At 41.0% G+C, this 24,026-nt stretch carries 20 protein-coding genes, 1 tRNA gene and 1 pseudogene; 12 read left to right on the forward strand and 10 right to left on the reverse strand.

The annotated features are described in order from the left end of the window. Position 1: 1 nt before the first annotated feature. The 3 genes from HYD28_09310 to HYD28_09320 all read right to left on the reverse strand — a co-directional run bounded on the left by HYD28_09310 (position 2) and on the right by HYD28_09320 (position 3,980). Positions 2 to 394, reverse strand: a complete 393-nt coding sequence (locus HYD28_09310) for an ACT domain-containing protein (protein QLE09133.1) — start codon at positions 392 to 394, stop codon at positions 2 to 4. 210 nt (positions 395 to 604) lie between these two features. Beyond that, positions 605 to 2,761, reverse strand: coding sequence for a phosphate acetyltransferase (pta, locus tag HYD28_09315; GenBank protein ID QLE09134.1), 2,157 nt, complete (start codon positions 2,759 to 2,761; stop codon positions 605 to 607). Between the two features lie 4 nt (positions 2,762 to 2,765). Next, complete coding sequence (locus HYD28_09320; protein QLE09135.1) at positions 2,766 to 3,980, reverse strand: acetate kinase; 1,215 nt, start codon at positions 3,978 to 3,980, stop codon at positions 2,766 to 2,768. Positions 3,981 to 4,270: 290 nt separating this feature from the next. Here HYD28_09320 and HYD28_09325 point away from each other — a divergent pair, with 290 nt between their 5' ends. Beyond that, a complete protein-coding gene (locus tag HYD28_09325; protein ID QLE10527.1) occupies positions 4,271 to 4,717 on the forward strand; it encodes a DUF412 domain-containing protein in 447 nt (148 codons plus the stop codon). Here the strand turns inward: HYD28_09325 and HYD28_09330 are convergent. From HYD28_09330 to xthA, 3 genes are read right to left on the reverse strand one after another with little or no spacing between them, the layout of a single operon-like run. After that, on the reverse strand, positions 4,714 to 5,511 hold the full coding sequence (locus HYD28_09330) for a methyltransferase domain-containing protein (GenBank protein ID QLE09136.1): 798 nt from the start codon (positions 5,509 to 5,511) through the stop codon (positions 4,714 to 4,716). The genes HYD28_09325 and HYD28_09330 overlap by 4 nt on opposite strands. Beyond that, positions 5,508 to 6,158: an energy-coupling factor ABC transporter permease gene (locus HYD28_09335; protein QLE09137.1), complete on the reverse strand. Its 651-nt coding sequence runs from the start codon at positions 6,156 to 6,158 to the stop codon at positions 5,508 to 5,510. Before HYD28_09335 ends, HYD28_09330 begins: the two co-directional genes overlap by 4 nt. Then, the gene (xthA, locus tag HYD28_09340) at positions 6,155 to 6,964 is read right to left on the reverse strand and encodes an exodeoxyribonuclease III (GenBank protein QLE09138.1); all 810 of its coding nucleotides are present in this window, start codon (positions 6,962 to 6,964) and stop codon (positions 6,155 to 6,157) included. Before xthA ends, HYD28_09335 begins: the two co-directional genes overlap by 4 nt. A gap of 243 nt (positions 6,965 to 7,207) precedes the next feature. Here xthA and HYD28_09345 point away from each other — a divergent pair, with 243 nt between their 5' ends. The 4 genes from HYD28_09345 (at position 7,208) to rluB (ending at position 9,957) form a co-directional block, all read left to right on the forward strand. Beyond that, entirely contained in the window at positions 7,208 to 7,639 is a 432-nt protein-coding gene (locus tag HYD28_09345) for an exonuclease III (GenBank protein ID QLE09139.1), read from the forward strand. 205 nt (positions 7,640 to 7,844) lie between these two features. Further along, entirely contained in the window at positions 7,845 to 8,366 is a 522-nt protein-coding gene (locus tag HYD28_09350; GenBank protein QLE09140.1) for an EF-hand domain-containing protein, read from the forward strand. Positions 8,367 to 8,497: 131 nt separating this feature from the next. Further along, positions 8,498 to 9,088 carry an SMC-Scp complex subunit ScpB gene (gene scpB, locus HYD28_09355; protein QLE09141.1) on the forward strand — a complete coding sequence of 197 codons (591 nt, stop codon included), beginning with the start codon at positions 8,498 to 8,500 and terminating at the stop codon, positions 9,086 to 9,088. Further along, positions 9,085 to 9,957, forward strand: coding sequence for a 23S rRNA pseudouridine(2605) synthase RluB (gene rluB / locus HYD28_09360; protein QLE09142.1), 873 nt, complete (start codon positions 9,085 to 9,087; stop codon positions 9,955 to 9,957). Before scpB ends, rluB begins: the two co-directional genes overlap by 4 nt. 96 nt (positions 9,958 to 10,053) lie before the next feature. Here rluB and ald read toward each other — a convergent pair whose 3' ends face one another. Next, a complete protein-coding gene (gene ald / locus HYD28_09365) occupies positions 10,054 to 11,175 on the reverse strand; it encodes an alanine dehydrogenase (protein QLE09143.1) in 1,122 nt (373 codons plus the stop codon). A 142-nt stretch (positions 11,176 to 11,317) separates the two neighbouring features. Between ald and lrp the strand changes: the two genes are divergently transcribed. The 7 genes and pseudogenes from lrp (at position 11,318) to HYD28_09400 (ending at position 19,574) form a co-directional block, all read left to right on the forward strand. Further along, positions 11,318 to 11,797, forward strand: a complete 480-nt coding sequence (gene lrp, locus HYD28_09370; protein QLE09144.1) for a leucine-responsive transcriptional regulator Lrp — start codon at positions 11,318 to 11,320, stop codon at positions 11,795 to 11,797. Between the two features lie 141 nt (positions 11,798 to 11,938). Further along, on the forward strand, positions 11,939 to 14,431 hold the full coding sequence (locus HYD28_09375; protein QLE09145.1) for a DNA translocase FtsK 4TM domain-containing protein: 2,493 nt from the start codon (positions 11,939 to 11,941) through the stop codon (positions 14,429 to 14,431). Next, entirely contained in the window at positions 14,431 to 15,057 is a 627-nt protein-coding gene (gene lolA / locus HYD28_09380) for an outer membrane lipoprotein chaperone LolA (GenBank protein QLE09146.1), read from the forward strand. Before HYD28_09375 ends, lolA begins: the two co-directional genes overlap by 1 nt. A 3-nt stretch (positions 15,058 to 15,060) precedes the next feature. After that, positions 15,061 to 16,398 carry a replication-associated recombination protein A gene (locus HYD28_09385; GenBank protein QLE09147.1) on the forward strand — a complete coding sequence of 446 codons (1,338 nt, stop codon included), beginning with the start codon at positions 15,061 to 15,063 and terminating at the stop codon, positions 16,396 to 16,398. After that, positions 16,391 to 16,777, forward strand: a complete 387-nt coding sequence (gene crcB, locus HYD28_09390; protein QLE09148.1) for a fluoride efflux transporter CrcB — start codon at positions 16,391 to 16,393, stop codon at positions 16,775 to 16,777. Before HYD28_09385 ends, crcB begins: the two co-directional genes overlap by 8 nt. 9 nt (positions 16,778 to 16,786) lie before the next feature. Next, a complete protein-coding gene (gene serS / locus HYD28_09395) occupies positions 16,787 to 18,091 on the forward strand; it encodes a serine--tRNA ligase (protein QLE09149.1) in 1,305 nt (434 codons plus the stop codon). 160 nt (positions 18,092 to 18,251) lie between these two features. Beyond that, positions 18,252 to 19,574 (forward strand): annotated as a pseudogene (locus HYD28_09400) (AarF/ABC1/UbiB kinase family protein). An 80-nt stretch (positions 19,575 to 19,654) separates the two neighbouring features. On the opposite strand, the gene HYD28_09405 reads toward HYD28_09400, so the two are convergent. From HYD28_09405 to HYD28_09415, 3 genes are all read right to left on the reverse strand, one after another. Further along, on the reverse strand, positions 19,655 to 22,024 hold the full coding sequence (locus HYD28_09405) for an arylsulfatase (GenBank protein QLE09150.1): 2,370 nt from the start codon (positions 22,022 to 22,024) through the stop codon (positions 19,655 to 19,657). A gap of 15 nt (positions 22,025 to 22,039) precedes the next feature. Next, positions 22,040 to 23,272 (reverse strand): anaerobic sulfatase maturase, encoded by a 1,233-nt coding sequence (locus HYD28_09410; GenBank protein ID QLE09151.1) that lies wholly within the window; start codon positions 23,270 to 23,272, stop codon positions 22,040 to 22,042. A gap of 661 nt (positions 23,273 to 23,933) precedes the next feature. Next, positions 23,934 to 24,010 (reverse strand) — tRNA-Pro (locus HYD28_09415). Between the last annotated feature and the right edge of the window lie 16 nt (positions 24,011 to 24,026).

Consider the following 24,026-nt stretch of genomic DNA (forward strand, 5'->3'; position numbering starts at 1 on the left):
CTTATTTAACATCACCTAGCACATGGTAACCGTCTTTTTTCAGGGCTGTAATTGCCTTGGCCATACTTTGCTTCTTCACCAGTACATAATCGGTATCGTAAGTTGATAAAGCAAAAATCGAAATCGACGCTTTTGCCAGTACTCCAGAAATATTTGCCATGATACCTGTTAGTGAAAAACCAAGAGGGCCAATCACCTCAAGTGCCAACCAATCCGTTTCTTGATCAAGACTGTCTAGCTCAAAACTACTTGGACACACTATAGACAACTCATCAGCGGTTTTAGCAATAAAGAAAATAGCTTGTTGAAGTAGGGTAGGATCAATCGTCGCATCGACATCTAAACTATGAATGGTAAGTTCTTCACTATGAAGTTGTAACGTTTGTTTTGACATCTGCGATCCTATCTTTGAAGCCTTTGAATTTATAGTATAGGTAAACAAAGTTAAGATAAAGCGCAATAATTTTGATTGCTGAGGAAATACTCAGCTCAGTCTTTAAATGTTGTCCACAGAATCTGTGGATAAATATGGGAATAGGTCAGTATAAAGAAGCTAATAGGCTAATTTATAAAGGTTTTATAAATTAGCCTAAATTTTGAAGGGTTAATTTTCTATGCTTTCGACTTGCTTAGCTTGAATCGCTGTAAGGGCAATGGTGTAAACAATATCGTCTACTAATGCACCACGACTTAAGTCATTTACCGGCTTGCGCATACCTTGAAGCATCGGGCCAATACTAATTAAATCAGCACTACGTTGTACTGCTTTGTAAGTTGTATTACCAGTATTCAAGTCTGGGAATACAAACACAGTTGCTTTACCTGCCACAGGGCTATCGGGTGCTTTCTTAATTGCTACATTTTCAATAATAGCTGCATCGTATTGAAGCGGGCCATCAATCACTAAGTCTGGGCGCTTTTGCTGGGCAAGCTTAGTGGCTTCACGGACTTTCTCTACATCAGCGCCTGAGCCTGACGTACCCGTGCTGTAGCTGATCATTGCAACGCGAGGTTCAATGCCAAATGCGGCAGCTGAATCAGCCGATTGAATAGCAATATCAGCTAATTGCTCAGCGGTAGGATCTGGATTGATAGCGCAGTCACCGTAAACAAGTACTTGATCAGGTAATAGCATAAAGAATACCGATGATACTAACGATGAACCCGGAGCCGTTTTAATCAATTGTAGCGGTGGGCGAATCGTGTTAGCTGTTGTGTTAACAGCACCTGACACCAAGCCGTCTACTTTACCTTGTTCAAGCATCATGGTGCCAAGTACTACGTTATCTAGTAATTGCTCTTGTGCGACCACTTCTGTTAAGCCTTTGTTTTTACGAATCTCTACCATAGGCGCCACGTAATCGTTGATTACATCAGCTGGCTCAATAATGGTTACGTTATCGTTAAGCTCAACACCTTGTTGTTCAGCAATACGTAAAATCTCTTCTTTATCGCCAAGAAGGATTGTTTTAGCAATACCACGTTGACCACAAATAGCAGCAGCTTTAATAGTACGTGGCTCATTACCTTCTGGTAAAACAACCGTTTTATTCGCTTGACGGGCTTTATCCGTTAGTAAGAAGCGAAATGCTGGAGGAGACATTTTACGAGTACGACCAACACTTTGTGCAAGGCTGTCTAACCAGTCTGAGTCAATATGGCTGGCGTTGTGATCTTTTACTTTATCGATGCGTTGATCATCATCACAAGGCACTTCCATATTGAAGTTATGCAGTAACAGTGAGGTACGCCACGTATCTTCTTCTGTTGCGATAATTGGTAAACCTGTATCCATCGCTTGTTCACATAATTTCATAATGCGATCTTCAGGTTTAAAACCACCAGTTAATAAAATTGCCCCAAGCTTGGTGCCATTCATGGCTGATAAACAAGCTGCAACTAATACATCAGAGCGATCGCCAGGAGTTACCAGCAATGCTCCAGGGGTAAAGTGGCTTAAGATATTCGACACTGTACGGGCACAGAAAGTGACGCGACGTAAACGGCGGTGAGCCATGTCACCTTCGTTAATTACTTCAGCTTTTAAGTATTCACATAAATCTCGTACACGCGGTGCTACTAGGTCAAAATCCCAAGGAATTGAGCCTAATAACTTAAATGGGTGCTTTCTGAAAATAGGCAGCGATGCTAAACGGTTTAATTCGTTCTCGAGTTGTTCAGGTTCATGGGCCTCAACAAGATCTGCACGTGCACGACCTTCGTCATCCAATGGCGCATTTACTTTATTGAAAATACAGCCTAACACGCGAGGGTGATTAACACCGCCATAGTTGCCAGAGGCGATTTCTAAACGGTCTTCAATTTGGTCATTGCTATCATTACTAGGCGTTAAAACAAAAACAATATCAGCACCTAGCGTTTGCGCAATTTCACGGTTTACGCGTCCAGCATAAGGCTGACGACGTGTTGGCACCATACCCTCGATAATGGCGATTTCGTCTTCTTTAATGGTGCTTTCAAAGCGCTCTACGATTTCTTCTAGTAAGTCGTCGCCTTTACCATCACCAATCATTTGCTCTGCATAGCTCAAATCGAATGGTGTCGGTGGATTAATTGGCGAGCCATGGGTAACAATTTGCGTCGACTTTTCTGGGCCTGTATCGCCAGAGCGTGGCTGTGCAATGGGTTTGAAAAAGTTAACTTTAAGCGCTTTTTGCTCTAGCGCACGTACCAAACCAACAGAAACAGACGTTAAACCAACCCCAGTTGAAATAGGGATCAACATAATTCTACGTGCCATTTACTTAAGCCTCCTTTGCAATGCGGGCTGCATCGTTAGCAATAACCCATTCTTCATTTGTTGGGATCACAAACGCTTTAACATGCGCTTGGCCTTTTGAAATTAGGCCTTCTTTACCAAAGCGAGCAGCCAAGTTAGCAGCTTCATCACACTCAAGGCCTAAAAAGCCTAAGTGTGAAATCACTTTGTCACGAATGATGTCTGAGTTTTCACCAATGCCACCGGTAAAAATAAGCGCATCAAGGCGTTGCAGAGGCACCAAGAACGCAGCAATTTGTTTTGCTAAGCGGTAACAGAAAATATCGAGAGCAAGGTTTGCTTGTGGGTGGCCTTCAACAGCCGCTTCTTCAATAGTGCGACAGTCATTTGATAATTCACTAATGCCTAACAGACCACTTTGTTTATTCAACAAATCATCAATTTCTTGAACTGAATAATTAAGTTGTTGAGTCAAAAAGGTGAATAAACCAGGATCGATGCTACCACTGCGCGTACCCATGACTAAGCCTTCCAGTGGGGTAAGCCCCATACTGGTATCAACACTCTTACCATCTTTAATAGCGCACACAGAACAACCATTACCTAAATGCGCACTGATCACATTAGTTTGCTGGCGTTCTTTGCCGAGTAATTTCGCCGCTTCACCGGCAACATAATAATGGCTCGTGCCATGGAAACCATAACGTCTTACACCATGTTCTTTATAAAGCGAGTAAGGTAATGCATATAAGTAGGCAATTTTTGGCATAGTTTGATGAAACGCAGTATCAAACACCGCAATTTGTGGTAGTGTCGAGAACGCTTGCTGTGCGGTGCGAATACCTAATAAATTCGCTGGATAATGTAAAGGCGCTAATGCTGCCGTTTTCTCGATTTCTATTAATACGTCATTATCAATTAATACTGACTCGGTAAAATGTTCGCCACCATGTACGACCCTATGGCCCACGGCAACTAACTTATCCTCAAGACCTAAGTTTTTGACCAGGTAAACAAGTTTATTAATTGCTGCATCATGGGCTTGTCCTTTTGCAAGTTCAATAAGTTGTTTTTCACCATTATATTTATATTTTATTGAAGGCGTATCTGATCCAAGGCGTTCAGCTAACCCTGAAATAACTTCGTCAGAAGTGGTGGCATCTAAAATGGCAAATTTTAAACTCGAACTACCACAGTTTAGTACTAAAACGTGATGTGGTGAGCAAAGGTGCTTCGGCATAGCTAGGTCCTAAAAGTACGATATCAGTCAGTGTGTATTAAGGCTTGATAATTAGAATTCTTTGCCAGTATAGTAAATAAGTATTTTGTTGCTACACTTAACAAAGCTAGGCTGTAATTACACTAAAGTCTAGTTGACTTAAGCCGATAACATTTTATCTCATTTAGACTTTAAACGTTAGTCTCATTGCCATTAATTTGGTATTAGAACTAGGACAGGTTTTGCAGGGATTGTATCCGGGAGTGTGTTACACTCGGTTGTGAAACGAGATGAAAACCCTAGGAGTGATGATGCAAAAAGGTGTCATGTCACAAGTGCAAACAGGTCGTCAGTACGCTAAAAAATGGCCGATGCGACAAGAGCTCGCTCCATTGTTTGCCGAATTTAGAGTGATCAAAGCTACTGATCTGGCAATTACTGTGATGCCAATTTTGGCAATGCTGACCGTATTCATGCAAGTTAATTACTTGGGCAGTGATTATTTTCCCCAAGCTATCACTATTGCGCTATTCTTTTTGTCACTTCCGCTGCAAGGTTTGTTGTGGTTAGGAAGACGTGCTCAAACCAGATTAGAACCAGCGATGCTAAGTTGGTATACAGAATTGCACAGTAAAATGAAGGCGCATGGTTATCAGTCACAATTAACGACTGAAAAACCACGCTATATAGATTTAGCTCAACTGTTAAAGGATATGTTCGAAAAAATGGACAAAGCCTTCACTAAAGAGCATTTTTAATCCCGAATAAACTGGCTCACATAAAACGATAACGTAATTTTTTGTGGGCCTTGCTGCTCTATCTGCTGCCAATGCTCTGGGCGAAACTTCCATGCAAACGGCGTCATCATAATTAAATGTTTAATCTCATCGACAGATAACAACACCTGTTGCTCTAGTAAATTCGTCGACTCTTTGCTGAAACCCGCTGATGGTTCTATCTCTGTATGTGGTTTAACATCGGAATAAATAAATGCTTTTAACTCTTTTAGGTGCCAAGGGCCAGGGCTTGCAACAATTAAGCTAGCTTGTGGTTTGGCAAGGCGGGCAAGTTCTTGTGCAAATAGTGGTGCAAACACACTAACAAGCACATCCGCTTTGGCATCTGCAAAAGGGGCTTGGCTAATTGAGGCAACGCTAAAATGCGCATTTTCATATCGCTTAGCAGCGTATTTTACCGCGGGTTTCGAAATATCGACACCATAGACATCGGCACTCGATTGCGTTGCTATTGCTTGAGTGTAAAAGCCTTCACCACAGCCTAAATCAATCACTGAAGTTGGTTCGAGTGATGTCACTAAATCTGCTAAAGCTTGCTGTAAAAACAAATAGTGCCCGGCACTTAAAAATGCGCGGCGAGCCTGCACCATTTCAAGGTTATCTCCTGGTTGTTTAGACTTTTTATTTTGCACGGGAAGTAAATTGACATAACCCTCTTTGGCGATATCAAAACTGTGATTGTTGTCACAACGGTAAGTTTTGTCGGTTAGAGTAAGTTCAAGTTTGCAAAGCGGGCAGTGATAGTGAAGACTCATGAGTCTAAATAGTCCTTATCATAAAAGGTTTTAACCCAGTGAGGGCGATAGGTGATCATCAAGGTAATAGCCATGCCATTGAGCATTGCTTCAGGAAACCAAATTATGGCACAAAGAATCAGATAGTTTTCTGAAATTTCAATAAAACTGTAATCACCAAGCAAGTAATAAAACACACCACTGGTAAGTATTTTGATACAGGCAATAACAGCAGCGGTTAAAAACGCGCATAAAAAGATATAAATAAAAAAGTGCCTTGGCAGATAGCTATAGCAAAGCACAAAACACAAATAGCTTAACGTAACTGGTAAAAAAGCAGTAAACAATAAATGCACTGGCAGTATTGATATTGGCAGCTGAGCGACTAATACCAAGAGTAAACTTGCAAGAAGGCTTGCAAAAATGGCCAGTCGCCAACCTAAAATCAGGGTCACTGCAGTGACCCCTAAAATATGCAATTCGAGGCCTGGCAATATCCCCGCTTTAATACGCCACAGTACTGCAAGTACTAAAGCACAAGCGAGTACACCAACTTGTCTTATTGGTGTTGCCAATAATTGTGATGCGCTTTGTTTATCGAAACTCAGCCAAAGTATTAAAGCCACACAGCTCCACAAAGGAAGCTGCCATTGCATAGTGTCTATCATGCGTTAAAAGTTGACCAAATTGGGGCATGATCAGATGGCTTTTCGATACCACGTAATTCGTAATCGATACCAGACTCAACACAACGTTTAGCAAGCGCTGGAGTTGCTAAGATCACATCAATACGTAAACCGCGGTTGTCATCAAAACCTTTTGAGCGGTAATCAAACCACGAATATTGCTCGGTTTTTTCTGGGTAAAGCTCTCGGAATGTATCTTTAAAGCCCCAGTTTAATAAAGTGCTTAGCCATTCACGCTCTTCTGGTTGGAACGAACACTTACCTGTTTTTAACCAGCGCTTACGGTTTGGTTCACCAATACCAATGTCGAGATCGGTCGGTGAAATATTAATATCGCCCATCACGATAACATCTTGCTCAGGCGTGTGGTTATCTTCTAAATGGGTCATTAAATCTTTGTAGAACTGACGCTTATATGGGAACTTGGTTTCGTGGGCAATATTATCGCCTTGCGGGAAATAGCCATTCATCACCGTTAATTCACGGCCATTTTCTTGTGTCACAGTAACACTGATCATACGGCGCTGTGACTCGTCAGTATCGGTTGCAAAGCCTTTAACGACTGATTTTGGTTCTTGCTTACATAACATAGCCACGCCGTAGTGCGCTTTTTGACCGTGAAAATAAACGTGATAACCCATTTTTTGCACGTCTTCGAGAGGGAAGGCCTCATCATGCACTTTGATTTCTTGTAAGCCAATAATATCTGGTTGATGTTTATCAATTACGGCTTGCAACTGGTGTAAACGGGCGCGCAGGCCGTTAATGTTGAATGAGATTACCTTCATGGTGCACCTATTATTTTTGTTTCAGTGTTTAGCGCAATTCTATCATCAAACTAGGGCTTATTCATGAGCTAATTACGAAAATCAAATTGGGTAAATGTTGATCAATTGCTGCTTAATTTAAAAACATTGTTAACTCACTATTAATTATTAAATTAAATAAATAATTCAGTTGATCTACTTATTTTTGTTTATATAATGCGCGCAAACCATCCGTTCATATTATGTACTATTTAAAGGTAAACCATGAAAAAACAATTAGTGATGCTTTCTCTTGCATGTATCTCATTTGGCTCATTAGCAAGCAACCCGCACTACTTTTCAGCTGATAACCGTATTGAATCAAAGTTATGTAGCTTAAGTGCGAACGAAGGGTTTACCGCTGCACGTAAAGAAGCAGCAAAGCATGGCATTTCAATGTCACGTTTTTCAAAAAGCATTTTATGTAACGGTACTGACATTCGTGACATTGCTAAAAAAGCACAATCACAAGAAGCAGCTAAAGCAGCAGTTGAAGTGTTTGCTAAAAATGAGCAAAAAGAAACTCAACTTTGCATCACTGCACTTAAAAAAGGTTTAACACCTGTGCGTGAAAAAATTGGTAACTTAAATACTTTAAAATGTAATGGCGAAGCAGTAACAGATTTCGTTAAGCGTTACCAAAACGCAGCTATCTAATAGCGATATTATGGCTATATGGAAAAGCGCTCTTATGAGCGCTTTTTTTATGAAAAAATTACAGCAAGCTATGAAAAGCTTGCTAAATCATAGGCTTAACCTTAGCTTAACTGTTTAGTAAGTGCTTGATTTTAGTCAGTAAGACATTTTGGCATTCAACTTGTAATAGTCAAAGTGAATCTAATCGACTACAAGGAAATGTCTTATGAACAAGTTAACTCTAGCATCAACAATTTTGGCAGCATTAAGCCTATCAGCATGTTCTGCAAGTAACTCTTTAGCAAAAATCGACAGTGATTTTGGTAGCCTAGATAATGACAATGACGGTTATATCTCTAAAGTAGAAGCTGATGACGATGCAATTTGGGATCATTTTTCAAATATCGATACCAACATGGATGAGCAAATTAGCCGCACTGAATTTAATACTTATATGCAGTTAAATACAGGTAAAGTGGCAACTGATAGCGAGGTGTCTGAATCAGCATTTAAAGCAGAAATCGCTAGATTTGACCGCATCGAAAATGACTTTAAATCGTTAGATAACGATAAAAATGGTTATGTATCAATTGAAGAAGCAGATGACGACGACATCGCAAATCATTTTGGCTATATGGATAGCAACAAAGATAAGCGTGTAAGTCGTACTGAATTTATCAACTACATTAGCAAATATGGCAGCGATGTTGCCGAAGATGATGCCCTTGAAATGGTTAAAAACAGCTAATTTCATTATTCATTTTTGAAATATCCCCCAAAGCCAGTGTTTTACACTGGCTTTTTTATAATAATTTTTCCAACCTTGGCTGACTTCTGTCATAATAGAGCGTTAGTGATTTAAAATGACCTTTAGTAACGATGGCCACAAAACGTATCAGTGATGAACAGTTAGTCGAAATCATAGAAGCTGCGATTTTTGTTGCTGGAAAACCCGTGTCTAAACGGCATTTAAAAGAAACAGTATTAGCTGATTTAAGCGTATCTATGCCACGCATTAATAATGCAATTGAACAGATTCAAACGCATTATCAAACCAGAGGTATCAAGCTTGTTGCAGTAGGTAGCGGTTATAGATTTCAGGCCTGTGCGAGTTTAGCACCTTGGCTGGCAAACTTATGGCAAGAGCGCGCACCTAAATACTCAAGAGCACTATTAGAAACTTTATCCTTGATTGCCTACAGGCAACCTATTACCCGTGGTGAAATTGAACAAGTACGGGGAGTAACCGTTGGCTCAGGGATTATTAAAACCTTATTAGAAAGAGAGTGGGTAAGGGTTGTGGGCCACAAAGAAGTGCCAGGTCGCCCTGCTTTGTATGCAACAACATCCGCTTTCTTAGACTATTTTTCATTAGCTGGTTTAGATGAATTACCACCATTACCTGAACTTCAGGAGAGTAAAATCAACCAGCTATTGAGCGATCCTTCTGTGAGAGAACTATCTGAATGAGTAATTTAGAAACTGAAAAGTTACAAAAAGTATTAGCCCGTGCAGGCGTGGGTTCACGTCGTGAAATGGAAAAATACATCGATGCCAACCGCGTGAGCGTGAATGGTAAAGTGGCGCGTTTAGGCGACCGTGTAGAAACAACCGATGTGATTCGTGTTGACGGTCACGTGGTAAAAATTGAAGACAAAGCTGACCGTATTTGTCGTGTGCTTATGTATAACAAACCAGAAGGTGAGTTATGTACACGTAAAGATCCCGAAGGCCGCCGTACGGTATTTGATCGCTTACCACGTGTTGATGGCGAGCGCTGGATAGCGGTAGGTCGTTTAGATATTAATACCGCAGGTTTAATGCTGTTCACCAATGACGGTGAACTTGCAAATCGTTTAATGCACCCAAGTTACGAAGTAGAGCGTGAATACTCTGCTCGTGTATTTGGCGAAGTAACTAATGATACGCTGCGCACTTTAACAAAAGGTGTTGAACTTGATGATGGCCCTGCAAAATTCTTGAACATCAAACCTATGGGTGGTGAGGGGATCAATCGTTGGTTCAATGTCACATTAACTGAAGGTCGTAACCGCGAAGTACGTCGTTTATGGCAATCACAAGATGTTGAAGTATCGCGTCTTATCCGTATTCGTTACGGTAAGTTAGAGCTTGATAAGCGCTTACCTCAAGGTGGTTGGGCTGAGCTTGATTTAGATACGGTAAACTATTTACGTAAAACAGTACAACTAGGCCGCGAAACGCAAACTAAGCTGTCGGTTATTCCTGAAAAGCGTAAAGACAAGCGTGCTAAAATTAACCAAATTCGTAAGGCGGTTAAAAAGCACAATCAACGCGCTAAACAAACTAAGCGTCGTTAATCAATAATATAGCGGTTTGCAGATAAAGCGATTTATTTGCAAACTGGCATAAAAAAAAGCAGCGATATCGCTGCTTTTTTTGTTTCACAATGCTAATTAAGCATTTTCAACAGCTGTACGTGGGTCAACATATTCCATGTTGAAAGCTTCAGCTACTTCTTTATAAGTAACTTGGCCTTTGATCACGTTTAAGCCTTTTAAGAAGTTTGCATCGTCAAGAAGCGCTTTCTTGTAGCCTTTGTTAGCAAGGTTGATGATGAACGGTAATGTTGCGTTGTTAAGTGCAAACGTCGAAGTACGTGGTACAGCACCTGGCATGTTAGCAACACAGTAGTGAACAACTTCATCAACGATGAAAGTAGGATCAGCATGAGTTGTCGCTTTAGAAGTTGCGATACAACCACCTTGGTCGATTGCAACGTCAACGATTGCAGAACCAGGTTTCATTGCTTTGATGTGCTCAGCCGTTACTAGTTTAGGCGCTGCAGCACCAGGGATTAATACGCCACCGATCACAAGGTCAGCTTCTAGTACGTGTTTTTCTAACGCGTCAGCTGTAGAGTAGATAGCTTTAACTTTATTACCGAACTGCGCATCTAATGCACGTAATACATCGATGTTACGGTCAAGAACAACAACATCAGCACCTAGGCCAACAGCCATTTGCGCTGCGCTACGACCAACCATGCCGCCGCCGATAACAACTACTTTAGCTGGCTCAACACCTGGTACACCACCAAGTAACATACCACGGCCGTGGTTTGCTTTTTCAAGCGCTTGTGCACCAGCTTGAATAGACATACGACCTGCAACCTCACTCATAGGAGCTAGAAGTGGTAAACCGCCACGTGAATCAGTTACTGTTTCGTAAGCGATACATACTGCGCCACTTTTAACAAGGTCTTCAGTTTGTGGAAGATCCGGTGCTAAGTGAAGGTAAGTAAATAGAATTTGGTCTTCGCGTAACATAGCACGCTCAACAGCTTGTGGCTCTTTTACTTTAACGATCATTTCAGCTTTAGCAAAAACGTCTGCTGCTGTTGGTAAAATTTCAGCACCAGCCGCAATATAATCTTCATTCGTAAAGCCAATGCCCATACCAGCATCAGTCTCAACAAACACTTGGTGGCCATGGTTTACTAGTTCACGAACACTCGCAGGAACCATACCTACACGGTATTCATGGTTTTTGATTTCTTTAGGTACACCAATAATCATAGTTTTTCGCCTTAATAGAACGGGATAAAATTTTTGACTATTATATTCATGACTAGCCAGTGTGTCTCACCTTTTTTTAATGAGCTTCTAGTGATATAATCTAAAAATAACTTAAAAACAGTGCAAAACTCTGGTTTGGCTTATGCATCAATTACTCGACAGAATAGACCGTAAAATATTAATGGAATTACAGCACGATGGTCGGATCTCTAACGTAGAGCTGGCAAGGCGTGTAGGGCTAAGTGCCACCCCGTGTTTAGAGCGTGTAAAAAAGCTTGAAAGGGAGGGGTATATACTCGGATATAAAGCGGTAGTAGATCCTGCTAAGCTTGGGCAGGGTTTATCCGTTTATGTAGAAGTGACCATCACCAAAACATCACCTGATGTGTTCGAAGAGTTTAACGCCGCTGTTAAAAAGCACGACGAAATTATTGAATGTCACTTGGTGTCGGGTAATTTCGACTTTTTATTAAAAACGCGGGTAAATGATATGTCGGAATATCGAAATGTACTAGGCGATATTCTACTAAAACTACCTAATGTCAGTGAAAGCCGAACGTATGTGGTAATGGAAGAAGTAAAAGGTGAAGAAGGGGTCATTATTCGCCCATATATTGCTTAAACTGTTAAAATACACATAGAGTAACAAAAACTTGTTCATTATCAGTCCATCAAGGCTAAGATAAAGTGCATCAAACGGCATTTCCTGCTAAGGTATTTCACTGCTAATCGATCAGTAAAGAATAATAAGGAATAGGGAGCTATGCGCCTAAATGGTGTTCAAAGACTGTTAGAAACGGGGCTAATCATCAGCACCTTTGCTGCAGTATTTATTTTATGTGCATTAATCAGTTTTGATCCTGCCGACCCTTCATGGTCGCAAACCGGTGAATTTGTTAATGTTAAGAATATTACCGGCACTGCGGGGGCCTGGGTTGCAGATATCCTATTACTCACTTTTGGCTGGCTTGCTTATTTAGTCCCTGTTGCTATTCAATTATTTGGTTATTTATTGTTTAAACAGCCACATCGTATTTTTCAGCTTGATTACACCACACTTGCCTTACGTGTCATTGGCTTTGCGCTGTTTATTACTTCAGCGACTGCCATTAGCAGCATTAACTTCGACGATATTTATAACTTCTCATCTGGTGGGGTAGTAGGGGATGTCATTGCAACAGCAATGATGCCGACCTTTAATTTTACCGGCACCTCGATTCTATTACTGTGCTTTTTCTTTGCTGGATTAACCCTATTAACGGGGATTTCTTGGGTGCAATTTGTCGATTTTGTCGGCAAGTGGGTAATGAAATTATTCTACTTTTTACGTGAGCAATTTTCTGCTTGGATGCACCGTGAAAAAGAAGCAGTTAAAGATGTCGCCACCACAGAGCCTGACGCCAACTTTGTAGAACCAGAAAACGAGCCAGCTATTAGCTTCAATGATGCTGATGAAGATGAGCCAAAAGCGACCAAGCAACAGCAAAAGTCTGCTGAAAAAGCAGATGAAGACTTCAAAGGCTTTGATGAGCTTGATGATATTCTTGACCAAGAAATTGGATTCAGTGCTCTTGATGAAGAATCATTCGATACCGTATCGGCACTTAATGCGCTTGATCAGAGCCCTGTAGTAGAGCAAGAAAAGCCTGTAACAACGGTTGTTTCGCCTGCTCGCCCAATGCCTAAACCAAAACCTGCGTATCAGCCACCACCAACAGCGAAAGAAAAATTCGAAGCCTTGCTCGAAGAGCAACCGCCTGTAAATCCGTTACCATCGCTGGATTTATTAGATCGTCCAGATAAAGCGAAAAACCCATTATCACAAGAAGAATTAGATGGTATTTCTCGTTTAGTTGAAACCAAATTACTTGACTTTAACATTCAAGCTGCGGTTGTGGGTGTATACCCAGGTCCGGTTGTAACGCGTTTTGAGCTTGATTTAGCGCCGGGTATTAAAGTAGCTAAAATCACTGGCTTAGCTAAAGATTTAGCGCGTTCACTCTCTGCAGTAAGCGTACGTGTTGTAGAAGTTATTCCGGGTAAAACTTATGTTGGTTTAGAGTTACCTAACAAACATCGTGAAATCGTGCGTTTAAGTGAAGTTATTAACGCACCTAAATTTGAATCAAACCCATCACCACTGACTATGGTGTTAGGTAAAGACATTGCTGGCGAGCCAGTGTGTGCTGACCTTGGCAAAATGCCACATTTACTTGTTGCGGGTACAACTGGTTCAGGTAAGTCAGTGGGCGTTAATGTAATGATATTAAGCTTACTATACAAATCGGGCCCTGATGATGTTCGTATGATCATGATCGACCCGAAAATGCTTGAACTTTCTGTGTACGAAGGCATCCCACATTTATTATGTGAAGTTGTTACTGACATGAAAGAAGCAGCCAATGCATTGCGTTGGTGTGTAGGCGAAATGGAACGTCGTTATAAGCTGATGTCGGCACTTGGGGTGCGTAACTTAAAAGGTTACAACCAAAAAGTGTTGGATGCCAAAGAAGCGGGTCAACCAATTCTAGATCCACTGTTTAAAGATACCGACGGTATGGCCGATGGCCCTGAAGAGCTAGATAAACTACCAAGTATTGTGGTGGTTATTGACGAATTTGCCGACATGATGATGATCGTGGGTAAAAAAGTGGAAGAGCTGATTGCACGTATCGCACAAAAAGCCCGTGCTGCAGGTATTCACTTAGTGTTAGCAACACAACGCCCATCGGTTGACGTTATTACAGGTTTGATTAAAGCGAATATTCCAACACGTATGGCGTTCCAAGTTTCAAGTAAAATTGATTCGCGTACCATTTTAGATCAGCAAGGTGCTGAAAACTTACTTGGTATGGGTGACATGCTTTACTTACCACCAGGTACTAGTGTACCAGTGCGTGTGCATGGCGCGTTTGTTGACGACCACGAAGTTCATGCGGTCGTAGATGATTGGAAAAAACGTGGCAAACCAAATTATATAGATGAAATTTTGAGTGGCGATGCCACAGAAGAAATTCTACTACCAGGAGAAACCAGTGAAGACGGTGATGAAGAGTCAGATCCGCTTTACGATGAAGCAGTATCATTTGTAATTGAAACCGGCAAAGTGTCGGTATCGAGTGTACAGCGTAAGCTTCGTGTAGGTTATAACCGCGCAGCTCGTTTAGTTGAACAAATGGAAACATCAGGCATTGTTAGCGCACCAGGACATAACGGTGCCCGCGAAGTCTTAGTGCCAAATGGTGGAGCAAATTAATGAAAAAAATTAAATACCTAGCCCTAATTATGGGTTGTTTATTAAGCGGTCAAAGTTTTGCAGACGACAGCGAAGCATTGCAACAACAACTGGCTGCGATTAAAAGTTTTAAAGCAGAGTTTTCGCAGCAAGTTACCGATTCGCAAGGCGAAGCTATCATGCAAGGTGAAGGGAATATTGCTCTTCAACAACCTATGATGATCCGCTGGCAACAGCAAAGCCCAGACGATACCTTGTTTGTATCTAATGGCGACAAAACTTATTACTTCGATAGCTTTGCTGAGCAAGTAACGATTATGAATACCCACAGCTTGATTGATTCAACACCGTTTGTATTGTTGACCTCTAAAGATCCTGAGCAATGGGCTAAATACCAAGTTGTGGCAACCGATGCAGGCTTTAGCGTAACACCAAACAAAGGCGTTGAGAGCCAAGTTGAAAAGTTAGACATTAGCTTTAATGCTCAAGAGCAAGGACTAGCATCACTGACAGTATTAGATACCTCTGGTCAGCAGTCTTTATTTACCTTTAAAGATGCTAAAGTAAACGAAGCACTTGCAACTCAAACCTTTGAATTTACCATTCCTGAGGGCGTTGAAGTTGACGACCAAAGCCAAGGTGATTAAGGCTTGAGTAATCTCGGATTTAACTTTGGTCCTGATGTGCGCCCACTTGCGGCGCGCATGCGACCCGAAACACTCAATGACTACATAGGTCAGCAGCACCTTTTAAGCCCCGATAAACCTCTTTACCAAGCCATTCTTGCAGGTCGATGCCACAGCCTCATTTTGTGGGGGCCGCCAGGCGTTGGTAAAACTACGTTAGCGCAAATTATTGCGAACCATGCCGATGCAAGCCTTATTCAAATGTCGGCGGTCACAGCAGGTGTCAAAGACATTCGTGAAGCGGTAAGCGAAGCAAAAGCAAATCTTGCAGGGCGAGGACAACGCACCTTACTGTTTGTCGACGAAGTGCATCGCTTTAATAAATCTCAGCAAGATGCATTCTTACCACATATTGAAGATGGTACTTTTATTTTTGTTGGCGCGACCACCGAAAACCCATCATTTGCACTTAATAACGCAATACTTTCTCGTGCCCGTGTTTATGTATTAAAAGCACTTAAGCAAGCCGATTTATTTACTGTGATTGAGCGCGCTTTACGCGAAGACGTTGAGCTAAGCCAAAAACACATTGAAATTGCCGATAACGCCAAACAAGCACTTTGCCAAGCAAGTGATGGCGATGCTCGTAAAGTGCTTAACTTACTAGAACAAGCTGTTGATTTAACCACTGAGCAGCAGGGCAAATACCTTGTTGATCAACATGTTTTAAGCCAAGTTCTACCAACTCACTTAGCCAAGTACGACAAAGGCGGCGATGAGTTCTACGACTTAATTTCAGCGTTTCATAAATCGGTGCGTGGTAGTTCTCCTGATGGCGCCTTATATTGGTACTGCCGAATTTTAGCAGGTGGCGGCGACCCGCTTTATGTGGCTAGGCGTTTATTAGCGATTGCCACAGAGGATATCGGTAATGCCGACCCACGTGCAATGGAAGTAGCACTAAATGCATGGGATATTTTTCAACGTGTTGGTCCAAGTGAAGGTGAGCGCGCTATAGCTCAGGCCACCATTTACTTAGCCAGCGCACCGAAAAGTAACGCGGTGTATATGGCGTTTAATCAAGCAATGCAAGATGCTAAAAATGAACCGAGTTATCCTGTGCCAGAGCATTTACGTAATGCGCCAACAAGTCTAATGAAAGATTTAGGCTATGGTGCAGAGTATCGTTATGCACACAATGAAGAAGGCGCATTTGCTGCTGGCGAGAAGTATTTCCCAGAAGCAATTCATGATCGTCAGTATTACTTCCCAACAGATCGCGGGCTTGAACAAAAAATAAAACAAAAGCTGGAATATTTAACCCAGCGCAACGAGCAAAGTGATATTAAACGTTATGAATAGTTTGAAACTTTACATGATGATTGCAATGGGTGGTGCTTCTGGGGCGTGTTTGCGCTATTTTCTTAGCGAAACCATGCTAAAACTGCTCGGTAGGGGATTCCCTTTTGGCACGTTGACAGTTAATATTCTTGGTTCATTGTTAATGGGCATATTATACGGCTTGATTGAAAAAGAAATAATCGCTGTTAGCCCCGCTAAAACCTTAATTGGTATTGGCTTTTTAGGTGCATTGACCACCTTTTCAACATTCTCAATGGATTCGTTGTTGCTAATGCAACAAGGTCACTTTTTTAAAATGGCCCTCAATATCACCTTAAACGTGGTGGTGTGTATATTTATGGCTTGGCTGGGCCTTCAGCTGGTAATGCAAAAAGGTTAAAAATCAAACATGTTAGATTCTAAATATTTACGTCAAGATATCGAACAAGCGGCTGCACGTTTAGCAACACGTGGTTTCGAACTTGATATTGCAGCGGTAACTGCACTTGAAGAAAAACGCAAAACATTACAAGTAAAAACGCAAGAACTTCAAAGCGAGCGTAATGCAAGTTCCAAAGCTATTGGCCAAGCAAAAGCGAAAGGCGAGCACGAGAAAGCACAACAGTTGCTTGATTCAGTAAGTACTCTTGGTGACCAACTAGACAGCGTTAAAGCAGAGCAAGACGCTGTATTAGAAGAGCTTAAGCAAATCGCGCTAGCTATTCCAAACTTACCTGATGAGTCTGTGCCAGTTGGTGAAGACGAAGAGCAAAACGTTGAAATTTTAACGTGGGGCACGCCTAAGTCATATGATTTTGAAGTAAAAGATCACGTAGATGTTGGTCAAGACGTAAACGGCCTAGACTTTGAAATGGGTGTTAAAATCAGTGGCGCACGTTTTACTGTTATGCGCGGCCAAGTGGCCCGTATGCACCGTGCTCTTACTCAGTTTATGCTTGATACGCACACAGAGCAAAATGGCTACACAGAAATGTATGTGCCTTACCTAGTAAATAGCGCAAGCTTATACGGTACAAGCCAATTACCTAAGTTTGCCGGTGACTTATTCCATACATTAGGTTTAGTGGATGACGACGGTCAGCAACAACCTGGTTTTAGCTTAATTCCAACTGCTGAAGTACCGCTTACAAACAGTGCCCGTGACGAAATCTACGACGAAAGCGATTTACCAATTCGCTTAACTGCTCACACACCATGTTTCCGTAGTGAAGCTGGTAGCTATGGTCGTGATACACGTGGTCTTATTCGTCAACACCAATTCGACAAAGTTGAATTAGTACAACTTGTAAAACCAGAAGATTCAATGCAAGCACTAGAAGAACTAACAGGTCACGCTGAGCAAATCTTACAAGCATTAGAGCTTCCTTATCGTAAAGTAATTTTATGTACGGGTGATATGGGCTTTGGCGCAGCAAAAACTTACGATTTAGAAGTTTGGTTACCTGCACAAAACACCTATCGTGAAATCTCATCATGTTCAAACATGGTTGATTTCCAAGCGCGTCGTATGCAAGCGCGTTTCCGTCGTCAAGGCGAGAAAAAGCCAGAGTTACTACACACACTAAACGGTTCAGGTTTAGCGGTTGGTCGTACACTTGTAGCAATCTTAGAGAACTACCAACAAGCTGACGGCTCGATTGTTGTTCCAGAAGTATTACGCCCATATATGGGTGGCTTAGAAGTTATTAAATAACTTTAATTATTCTGAGCTTTAAAGCCGCATCGGGAAACCATGCGGCTTTTTTGTTGGCTAAATTAAATAGAACAAAAGAGAGTAAAGCGATTAAGCTAAAGTCGATCTAAACCTCGACAATCAACGTATTCAAAGCATTAAGTTAATAGTGTGAAGCAATATGAGTAATAAACAAAAGTCTGTGCCAACATCACGGTTTTCACGCGCTGCTCGGCTTGGTTCTTTAGCTGGTAAAGTCGCGGGTAATATGTTGTTTGAAGGCACAAAAGCATGGGCTATGGGTAAGCAAACATCACGACAAGAGTTATTGTTACAGCCAAAAAATATTCAACGCTTTGCAGAGCAACTTGCAAACCTGCGTGGCGCAGCAATGAAATTGGGGCAGCTACTGTCTATGGACAGTGGCGAATTACTTACACCTGAGCTATCTGCAATCTTAGCAAGGCTGCGTGCAGAGGCGACAGCTATGCCGTAAAAGCAGCTAGTTAAAGTAATGCGTGAGCATTAGGGCGATGCATGGCTAGAGCACTTATCGCACTTTGAACTCAGACCATTTGCTGCAGCATCGATAGGGCAAGTGCATATTGCTTACCGAGAATCGGGCGAAAAACTAGCAGTTAAAGTTCAGTACCCAGGAATTGCAAAAGGTATCGCCAGTGATGTTGATAACTTAGCTTACCTTCTTAAGCTCAGTGGCTTATTACCCAAAGAGGTAGAAATACAGCCTCTGATCGATGAAGCAAAACAACAGCTTATAAACGAAGCTGACTACGAATTAGAAGCTAGTTGTTTAAAGCGCTACAGCGAGTGTTTAAAGGGTGACGACAATTACCTTATTCCAAATGTGGTAGATTCGCTTAGTTCTTCTCAAGTGTTAGTCATGAGCTTTGTTGAAGGACAAGAGCTAGATGAACTGGCAACCACAGAGCAAGCGCTACGTAATAAAGCGGTTGAACAGTTACTAAGCCTATTTTTACGTGAATTATTTAGCTTTAAACTAGTTCAAACAGATCCAAATTTTGCCAACTATCAATATCAAATCGACAATCAACGCTTAGTGCTTTTAGACTTTGGCGCTACCCGTGAGCTACCTCAGCATATTAGTGATGGCTACTTACAGTTATTATCTGCTGCAATAAATAATGACAGAGCAGGGGTTGCAACAGCTGCACAGCATATTGGCTATTTTCAACAAGGGCTAGCTCAAGAATATATAGATAATGTTGTCGAGATATTTCTACTTGCCTGCGAGCCACTGCGCCATCAAGGTGAGTATGATTTTGCAAATAGCGACTTACCAAAACGTATTAAAGAACTCGGCATAAAAATGAGTACAACCTCTGAGCACTGGCACGCGCCCCCTGTAGATGCCTTATTTGTTCACAGAAAACTCGCAGGCCTGTTTTTAATCGCTGCAAAGCTAGGCGCAAAAGTGAATGTAAACAGTATTTTTGAAGAGTTTAAGCGGCAGAAGAGTAGATAATATATCAAAGTAGGTTAATTAAAAGTCCCGCAAATGAAATGCGGGACTCTTAGAGTTAACCTTTATCTATTGCATCTTATCTATTGAACAATAGAAGTCGTTACCTGTTCTATTTTTTTGTTAAAAGTAAAAGGGGCTTCATAGTCAAGACTTACGGCACCACCCTCATCTTCACCAATACCCACACCATCATCAAGTGAGAATAAGCTGGCAATTGTATTTGGGATCAGCTTTTTAGCTGCAAGTTTGCCGTTAACGTATAAATATACATTACCACCTTTTCCTAAACCTGCGGCGTTCCCTTTACCCCCTTTGCCATCTTCATCATAACGAAACTCAACTTTGATCTCATTTTCACCTTTTTTGAGTTCCGAACCAGAGACTTTAGTATACTCATACGTCAACCAATTATACTCGAATGTTGGTACTCCGTTTTTAACAAATAAAGTCCAACCAGCGAAGTTACCGCCTTGTGCAATAACAACACCATTGGTGTTTTTCACATCATCAGTAATGACTTTTGCAACTAAATCAAAAGATTTATTTTTGATATTTAAAAAAGAGTTTTCAGGAATACCTTTAGCCCCTTCATATAAAGTCAAACTCTGTTTACCAAACATCGCATCGGGTCGGCCAGCTATTTCTGCATTCATACGCTCAAGCGTGCGGTCATCAATTGGGTAAACATGATTCTCTTGTGCTTCTTTATCGAAAAGCTTTTTCATTTCTTTGAGTTTCTTGGGGTACTTATCAGCTAAATTGTTAGAAAGAGACCAATCCTGTGTGGTGTCAAACAACTCCCACTCATCTTTTTGCAAGGTAGTGAAGTTCGCTGATGATTCGGTTAATGCCCAATGTGTAACCCTTGCTAACCAGCCATCTTTGTAAATAGCTCGATTACCAGCAAGCTCAAAGTATTGAACTTTGTGATCTGTTTCTGCATCGGGGTTGTTAAATGATTGCGCAAAACTCACCCCAGCCATAGGGATTTGCTTAATACCTTCGACTTTCTTAGGAAAAGGAAGTTTAGCTGTTTCTAATACTGTCGGAGCGATATCAACGACATGTGACCACTGGCTACGGATGTTTTGACCATTCTTTTTAATGCCATGAGGCCAACTTACTACCATGGCGTTTCGTGTACCGCCATAATCTGATGCCATGCCCTTAGTCCATACAAAAGGCGAATCACCAGCGACAGCCCAACCTGAAGCGTAATGTGGAAAACTTTCTGGCCCACCGAGTTTTTCGATATTTTCCAGAGCATATGAAGACGGTTCGTCAATGCCATTATAGAAAGCTAGCGAGTTGAAGCTACCATTTCTATTCCCCTCTGCACTTGCTCCATTGTCCCCTACGATGTAGAAAATTAGGGTGTTGTCGAACTCGCCATTTTTCTTAAGTGTTTCAACAACTCGACCTATTTCATGATCCGTATGTGCTAAATAGCCAGCATATACTTCCATTTGTCGTTCAAATACACGCTTTTCGTCAGCAGTGAGCGAATCCCATCTAGGAACAAAATCTGGCATGGGCGGCAGTACCGTATTTTTCGGAATAATGTTATTTGCTTTTTGTCGCTCAAATGTTTCTTGTCTCAATTTATCCCAGCCCATTGAGAACTTACCTTTGTACTTATCAATCCATTCTTTGGGAGCATGATGCGGCGCATGTACGGCGCCAGGCGCATAGTAAATAAAGAAGGGTTTATCGGCATTATAACTTTGTTCTAAATTTAGCCATTCAATGGTTTTGTCTGTCATATCCTCAGTAAAATGATAATCTTTCTTACGTGGCGTTTTTATGCGAGTAATACCATCAATTAATACTGGTTGATACTGGTCCGTTTCCCCACCAAAAAAGCCATAAAACTTATCAAACCCGACTTCTTTCGGCCATAAGGTTTGAACCCCAGCTGGACCTGTTTCCCATGCTGGGATCTCATGGTTTTTACCAAACATAGCCGTGCTATAACCGTTGTATTTCAAAATTTTAGGTAATGCTGCGATGTAATTAGGTCTTACACCGGTATTTCCAGGAAAAGCTGTTGCTGTCTCGGCAATAGAGCCCATGTTATTTTGGTGATGATTACGTCCTGTTAATATTGCTGTGCGCGTAGCGGAGCTAACGCCAGTAGTATGGAATTGGTTATACATTAAGCCTTGTTTAGCCAGCGCACTTAGCGTTGGCATGTCAACAGCACCACCAAACAATGATGACTGACTAAAACCAACATCATCGAGTAATATTACAAGTACATTGGGGGCTCCATCTGGTGCTTTCACACGGGATGTTGGATCTGGTCGCTGTACATCTCTAACATCTAATTGAGAGTAAGTTTGAGGTCTTACATCCGGAATTGGAAGCTGAGTTCTATCAGGTGTGTCAGCACTGGCTATATATGGAGTGAGTGCGCTAGTTAAAACCACTGATTTTTTAATAATATCCATTTAGTTTTATCCCTTTTAATTGTTAGAAGATTTCAGAATTAACGGACCATTTAATGCTTGCATGACATAACTAGCAGGGTAACCGTTAGCCAGTAATTGAGTCATAGCATGTAAATACTTTTGGATTGAGTTGAAAAAATGAAAATACCCGTCGCACAGAACATTCTCATACTCGCCAGTATCTGCAAGGTAACGATGTTTAGGGCAACCCCCATTACATAACTGACGAACATTACATTTTTTACATCGTTCAGATAAACGAGATTCTTTATTGAAAATATCTTTATTATTTGAAGCAATATCTTGAAAAGAACTCGTCATCACATTACCTATTTTTGACTCGGGATAAGCAACATGATCACAAAAATAAACGTCGCCATTAGCCTCTACGGCATAAGATGAGCCGCAATTTTTTGCGTGAATACAGTTAGGTGAGGGGTTACCAATATATTGAGTTAACGCCTGCTCAAAGTTTAAAATAAAAACCTTACCTACATCTTCTTTGATCCAAAGGTTAAATATATCGACAAGAAACTTTCCGTATTCCTTTGCATCTACAGCCCAAGAAAGTGGGTTATATTTATTTTGTTGGTAGGATTTAGCAGTAAAAAAAATGAGATTACTGGCAAAGTGCTGACCTCGAGATTGTTCATCTTTTGAGGGGAGTGATTCTACAACTGGGGAAAACTGAATATGTTTAATCTTATGCTTACGAAAAAAGGTATAAATTTCTTCACCATGTTGGCAATACTCTTTAGTAACACAAGCTAATACGTTGTATTGCACATTCATTTTCTGTAAAAGCTTAATCGCACTGAGGATCTCGTTGAATGCGCTCTTACCTTGTTTAGTACGGTATTTTGCTTGTAGCCATTCGGGGCCATCTAAGCTAATTCCTACAAGAAAGTTATTTTCTCTAAAAAAACGACACCAATCGTTATTCAATTTGGAGCCATTAGTTTGGATGGTGTTTTTAATAACTTTTTGGCCTGCATATTTTCTTTGAAATTCGACAGCTTTTTCAAAAAAATTAAGCCCAACTAATGTGGGTTCACCGCCGTGCCAAGCAAATTCAACCTCGGGTGTGTTTTGACTATTGATGTAATTACGTACGTATGCTTCGAGAGTATCCTGTTGCATCGACTTATTAGATTTCAGAAGGGTATCTTTCTCTAAGTAAAAACAATATTCACAATCGTAATTACATTTTGAACCTACAACCTTGACGGTGGTATGAAGTCCACTCATAAATATTCCATTATCATGTATGTACCTTTTAAGGTTAGTACGAATTTATTTTTATTCAACTGATATATATAAAAATTATAATTTTTATTCACAGCATTTATATAAATTGATGTATGGAAAGAAGAAAGTTCAGAAAAACTTTTCTAGCCCTCAGAAAGCCCAAATTGATTAGTTATTTTTGAGGGTTTGAAAAACCTTTTAAAGTAAAAGGCAGTGTGGGTTTCCAGAGTTTTACAAATTTAAATGTGCGCAATACACAGGGAAGTCCAATTAATAGAACTTAATCAAACTTGAAAGTCGCGAAATTTCATGAGCGGAACCTGAGGCGTAACTCATTTTGTCCAAAGGCGTGTTAGAGTGGCTGTCTGCTTCTCGTTCAAACCTATCAGTTAGGAGCAGTTCTATCCTAATTTTTAAAAGCATAAGCTCAGATATAAGGTGCTACAGTTCATTGCCCGTCTATTACAAATTTTTTTTCTGAAAAGCTTTTTATAAATTCTATCGTGAGGAAGGTAACAAAGGTGCCATTAGCTGTCTTCCTATATATCCCCCACAATCAACACCTAATCAAACCTAAAAATGAGAAAATAAATTTAGTTAAGTATGGTGCGATAAAGTAAATAGGTAAGTTAAGTAACTTATTGAATAGAGTGTAGAAAAATGGTCGGCATAGCAGGATTTGAACCTGCGACCCCTGACACCCCATGACAGTGCGCTACCAAGCTGCGCTATATGCCGACGTTGAAAGCCATAG

The sequence above is a fragment of the Pseudoalteromonas shioyasakiensis genome (assembly GCA_013391845.1).
Classification (GTDB): domain Bacteria; phylum Pseudomonadota; class Gammaproteobacteria; order Enterobacterales; family Alteromonadaceae; genus Pseudoalteromonas; species Pseudoalteromonas apostichopi.

Coding starts and splice junctions, on each gene's coding strand:
- HYD28_09310 (QLE09133.1), bottom strand. CDS start 394: ATGTCAAAACAAACGTTACAACTTCATAGTGAAGAACTTACCATTCAT.
- pta (QLE09134.1), bottom strand. CDS start 2,761: ATGGCACGTAGAATTATGTTGATCCCTATTTCAACTGGGGTTGGTTTA.
- HYD28_09320 (QLE09135.1), bottom strand. CDS start 3,980: ATGCCGAAGCACCTTTGCTCACCACATCACGTTTTAGTACTAAACTGT.
- HYD28_09325 (QLE10527.1), top strand. CDS start 4,271: ATGCAAAAAGGTGTCATGTCACAAGTGCAAACAGGTCGTCAGTACGCT.
- HYD28_09330 (QLE09136.1), bottom strand. CDS start 5,511: ATGAGTCTTCACTATCACTGCCCGCTTTGCAAACTTGAACTTACTCTA.
- HYD28_09335 (QLE09137.1), bottom strand. CDS start 6,158: ATGATAGACACTATGCAATGGCAGCTTCCTTTGTGGAGCTGTGTGGCT.
- xthA (QLE09138.1), bottom strand. CDS start 6,964: ATGAAGGTAATCTCATTCAACATTAACGGCCTGCGCGCCCGTTTACAC.
- HYD28_09345 (QLE09139.1), top strand. CDS start 7,208: ATGAAAAAACAATTAGTGATGCTTTCTCTTGCATGTATCTCATTTGGC.
- HYD28_09350 (QLE09140.1), top strand. CDS start 7,845: ATGAACAAGTTAACTCTAGCATCAACAATTTTGGCAGCATTAAGCCTA.
- scpB (QLE09141.1), top strand. CDS start 8,498: ATGGCCACAAAACGTATCAGTGATGAACAGTTAGTCGAAATCATAGAA.
- rluB (QLE09142.1), top strand. CDS start 9,085: ATGAGTAATTTAGAAACTGAAAAGTTACAAAAAGTATTAGCCCGTGCA.
- ald (QLE09143.1), bottom strand. CDS start 11,175: ATGATTATTGGTGTACCTAAAGAAATCAAAAACCATGAATACCGTGTA.
- lrp (QLE09144.1), top strand. CDS start 11,318: ATGCATCAATTACTCGACAGAATAGACCGTAAAATATTAATGGAATTA.
- HYD28_09375 (QLE09145.1), top strand. CDS start 11,939: ATGCGCCTAAATGGTGTTCAAAGACTGTTAGAAACGGGGCTAATCATC.
- lolA (QLE09146.1), top strand. CDS start 14,431: ATGAAAAAAATTAAATACCTAGCCCTAATTATGGGTTGTTTATTAAGC.
- crcB (QLE09148.1), top strand. CDS start 16,391: ATGAATAGTTTGAAACTTTACATGATGATTGCAATGGGTGGTGCTTCT.
- serS (QLE09149.1), top strand. CDS start 16,787: ATGTTAGATTCTAAATATTTACGTCAAGATATCGAACAAGCGGCTGCA.
- HYD28_09405 (QLE09150.1), bottom strand. CDS start 22,024: ATGGATATTATTAAAAAATCAGTGGTTTTAACTAGCGCACTCACTCCA.
- HYD28_09410 (QLE09151.1), bottom strand. CDS start 23,272: ATGAGTGGACTTCATACCACCGTCAAGGTTGTAGGTTCAAAATGTAAT.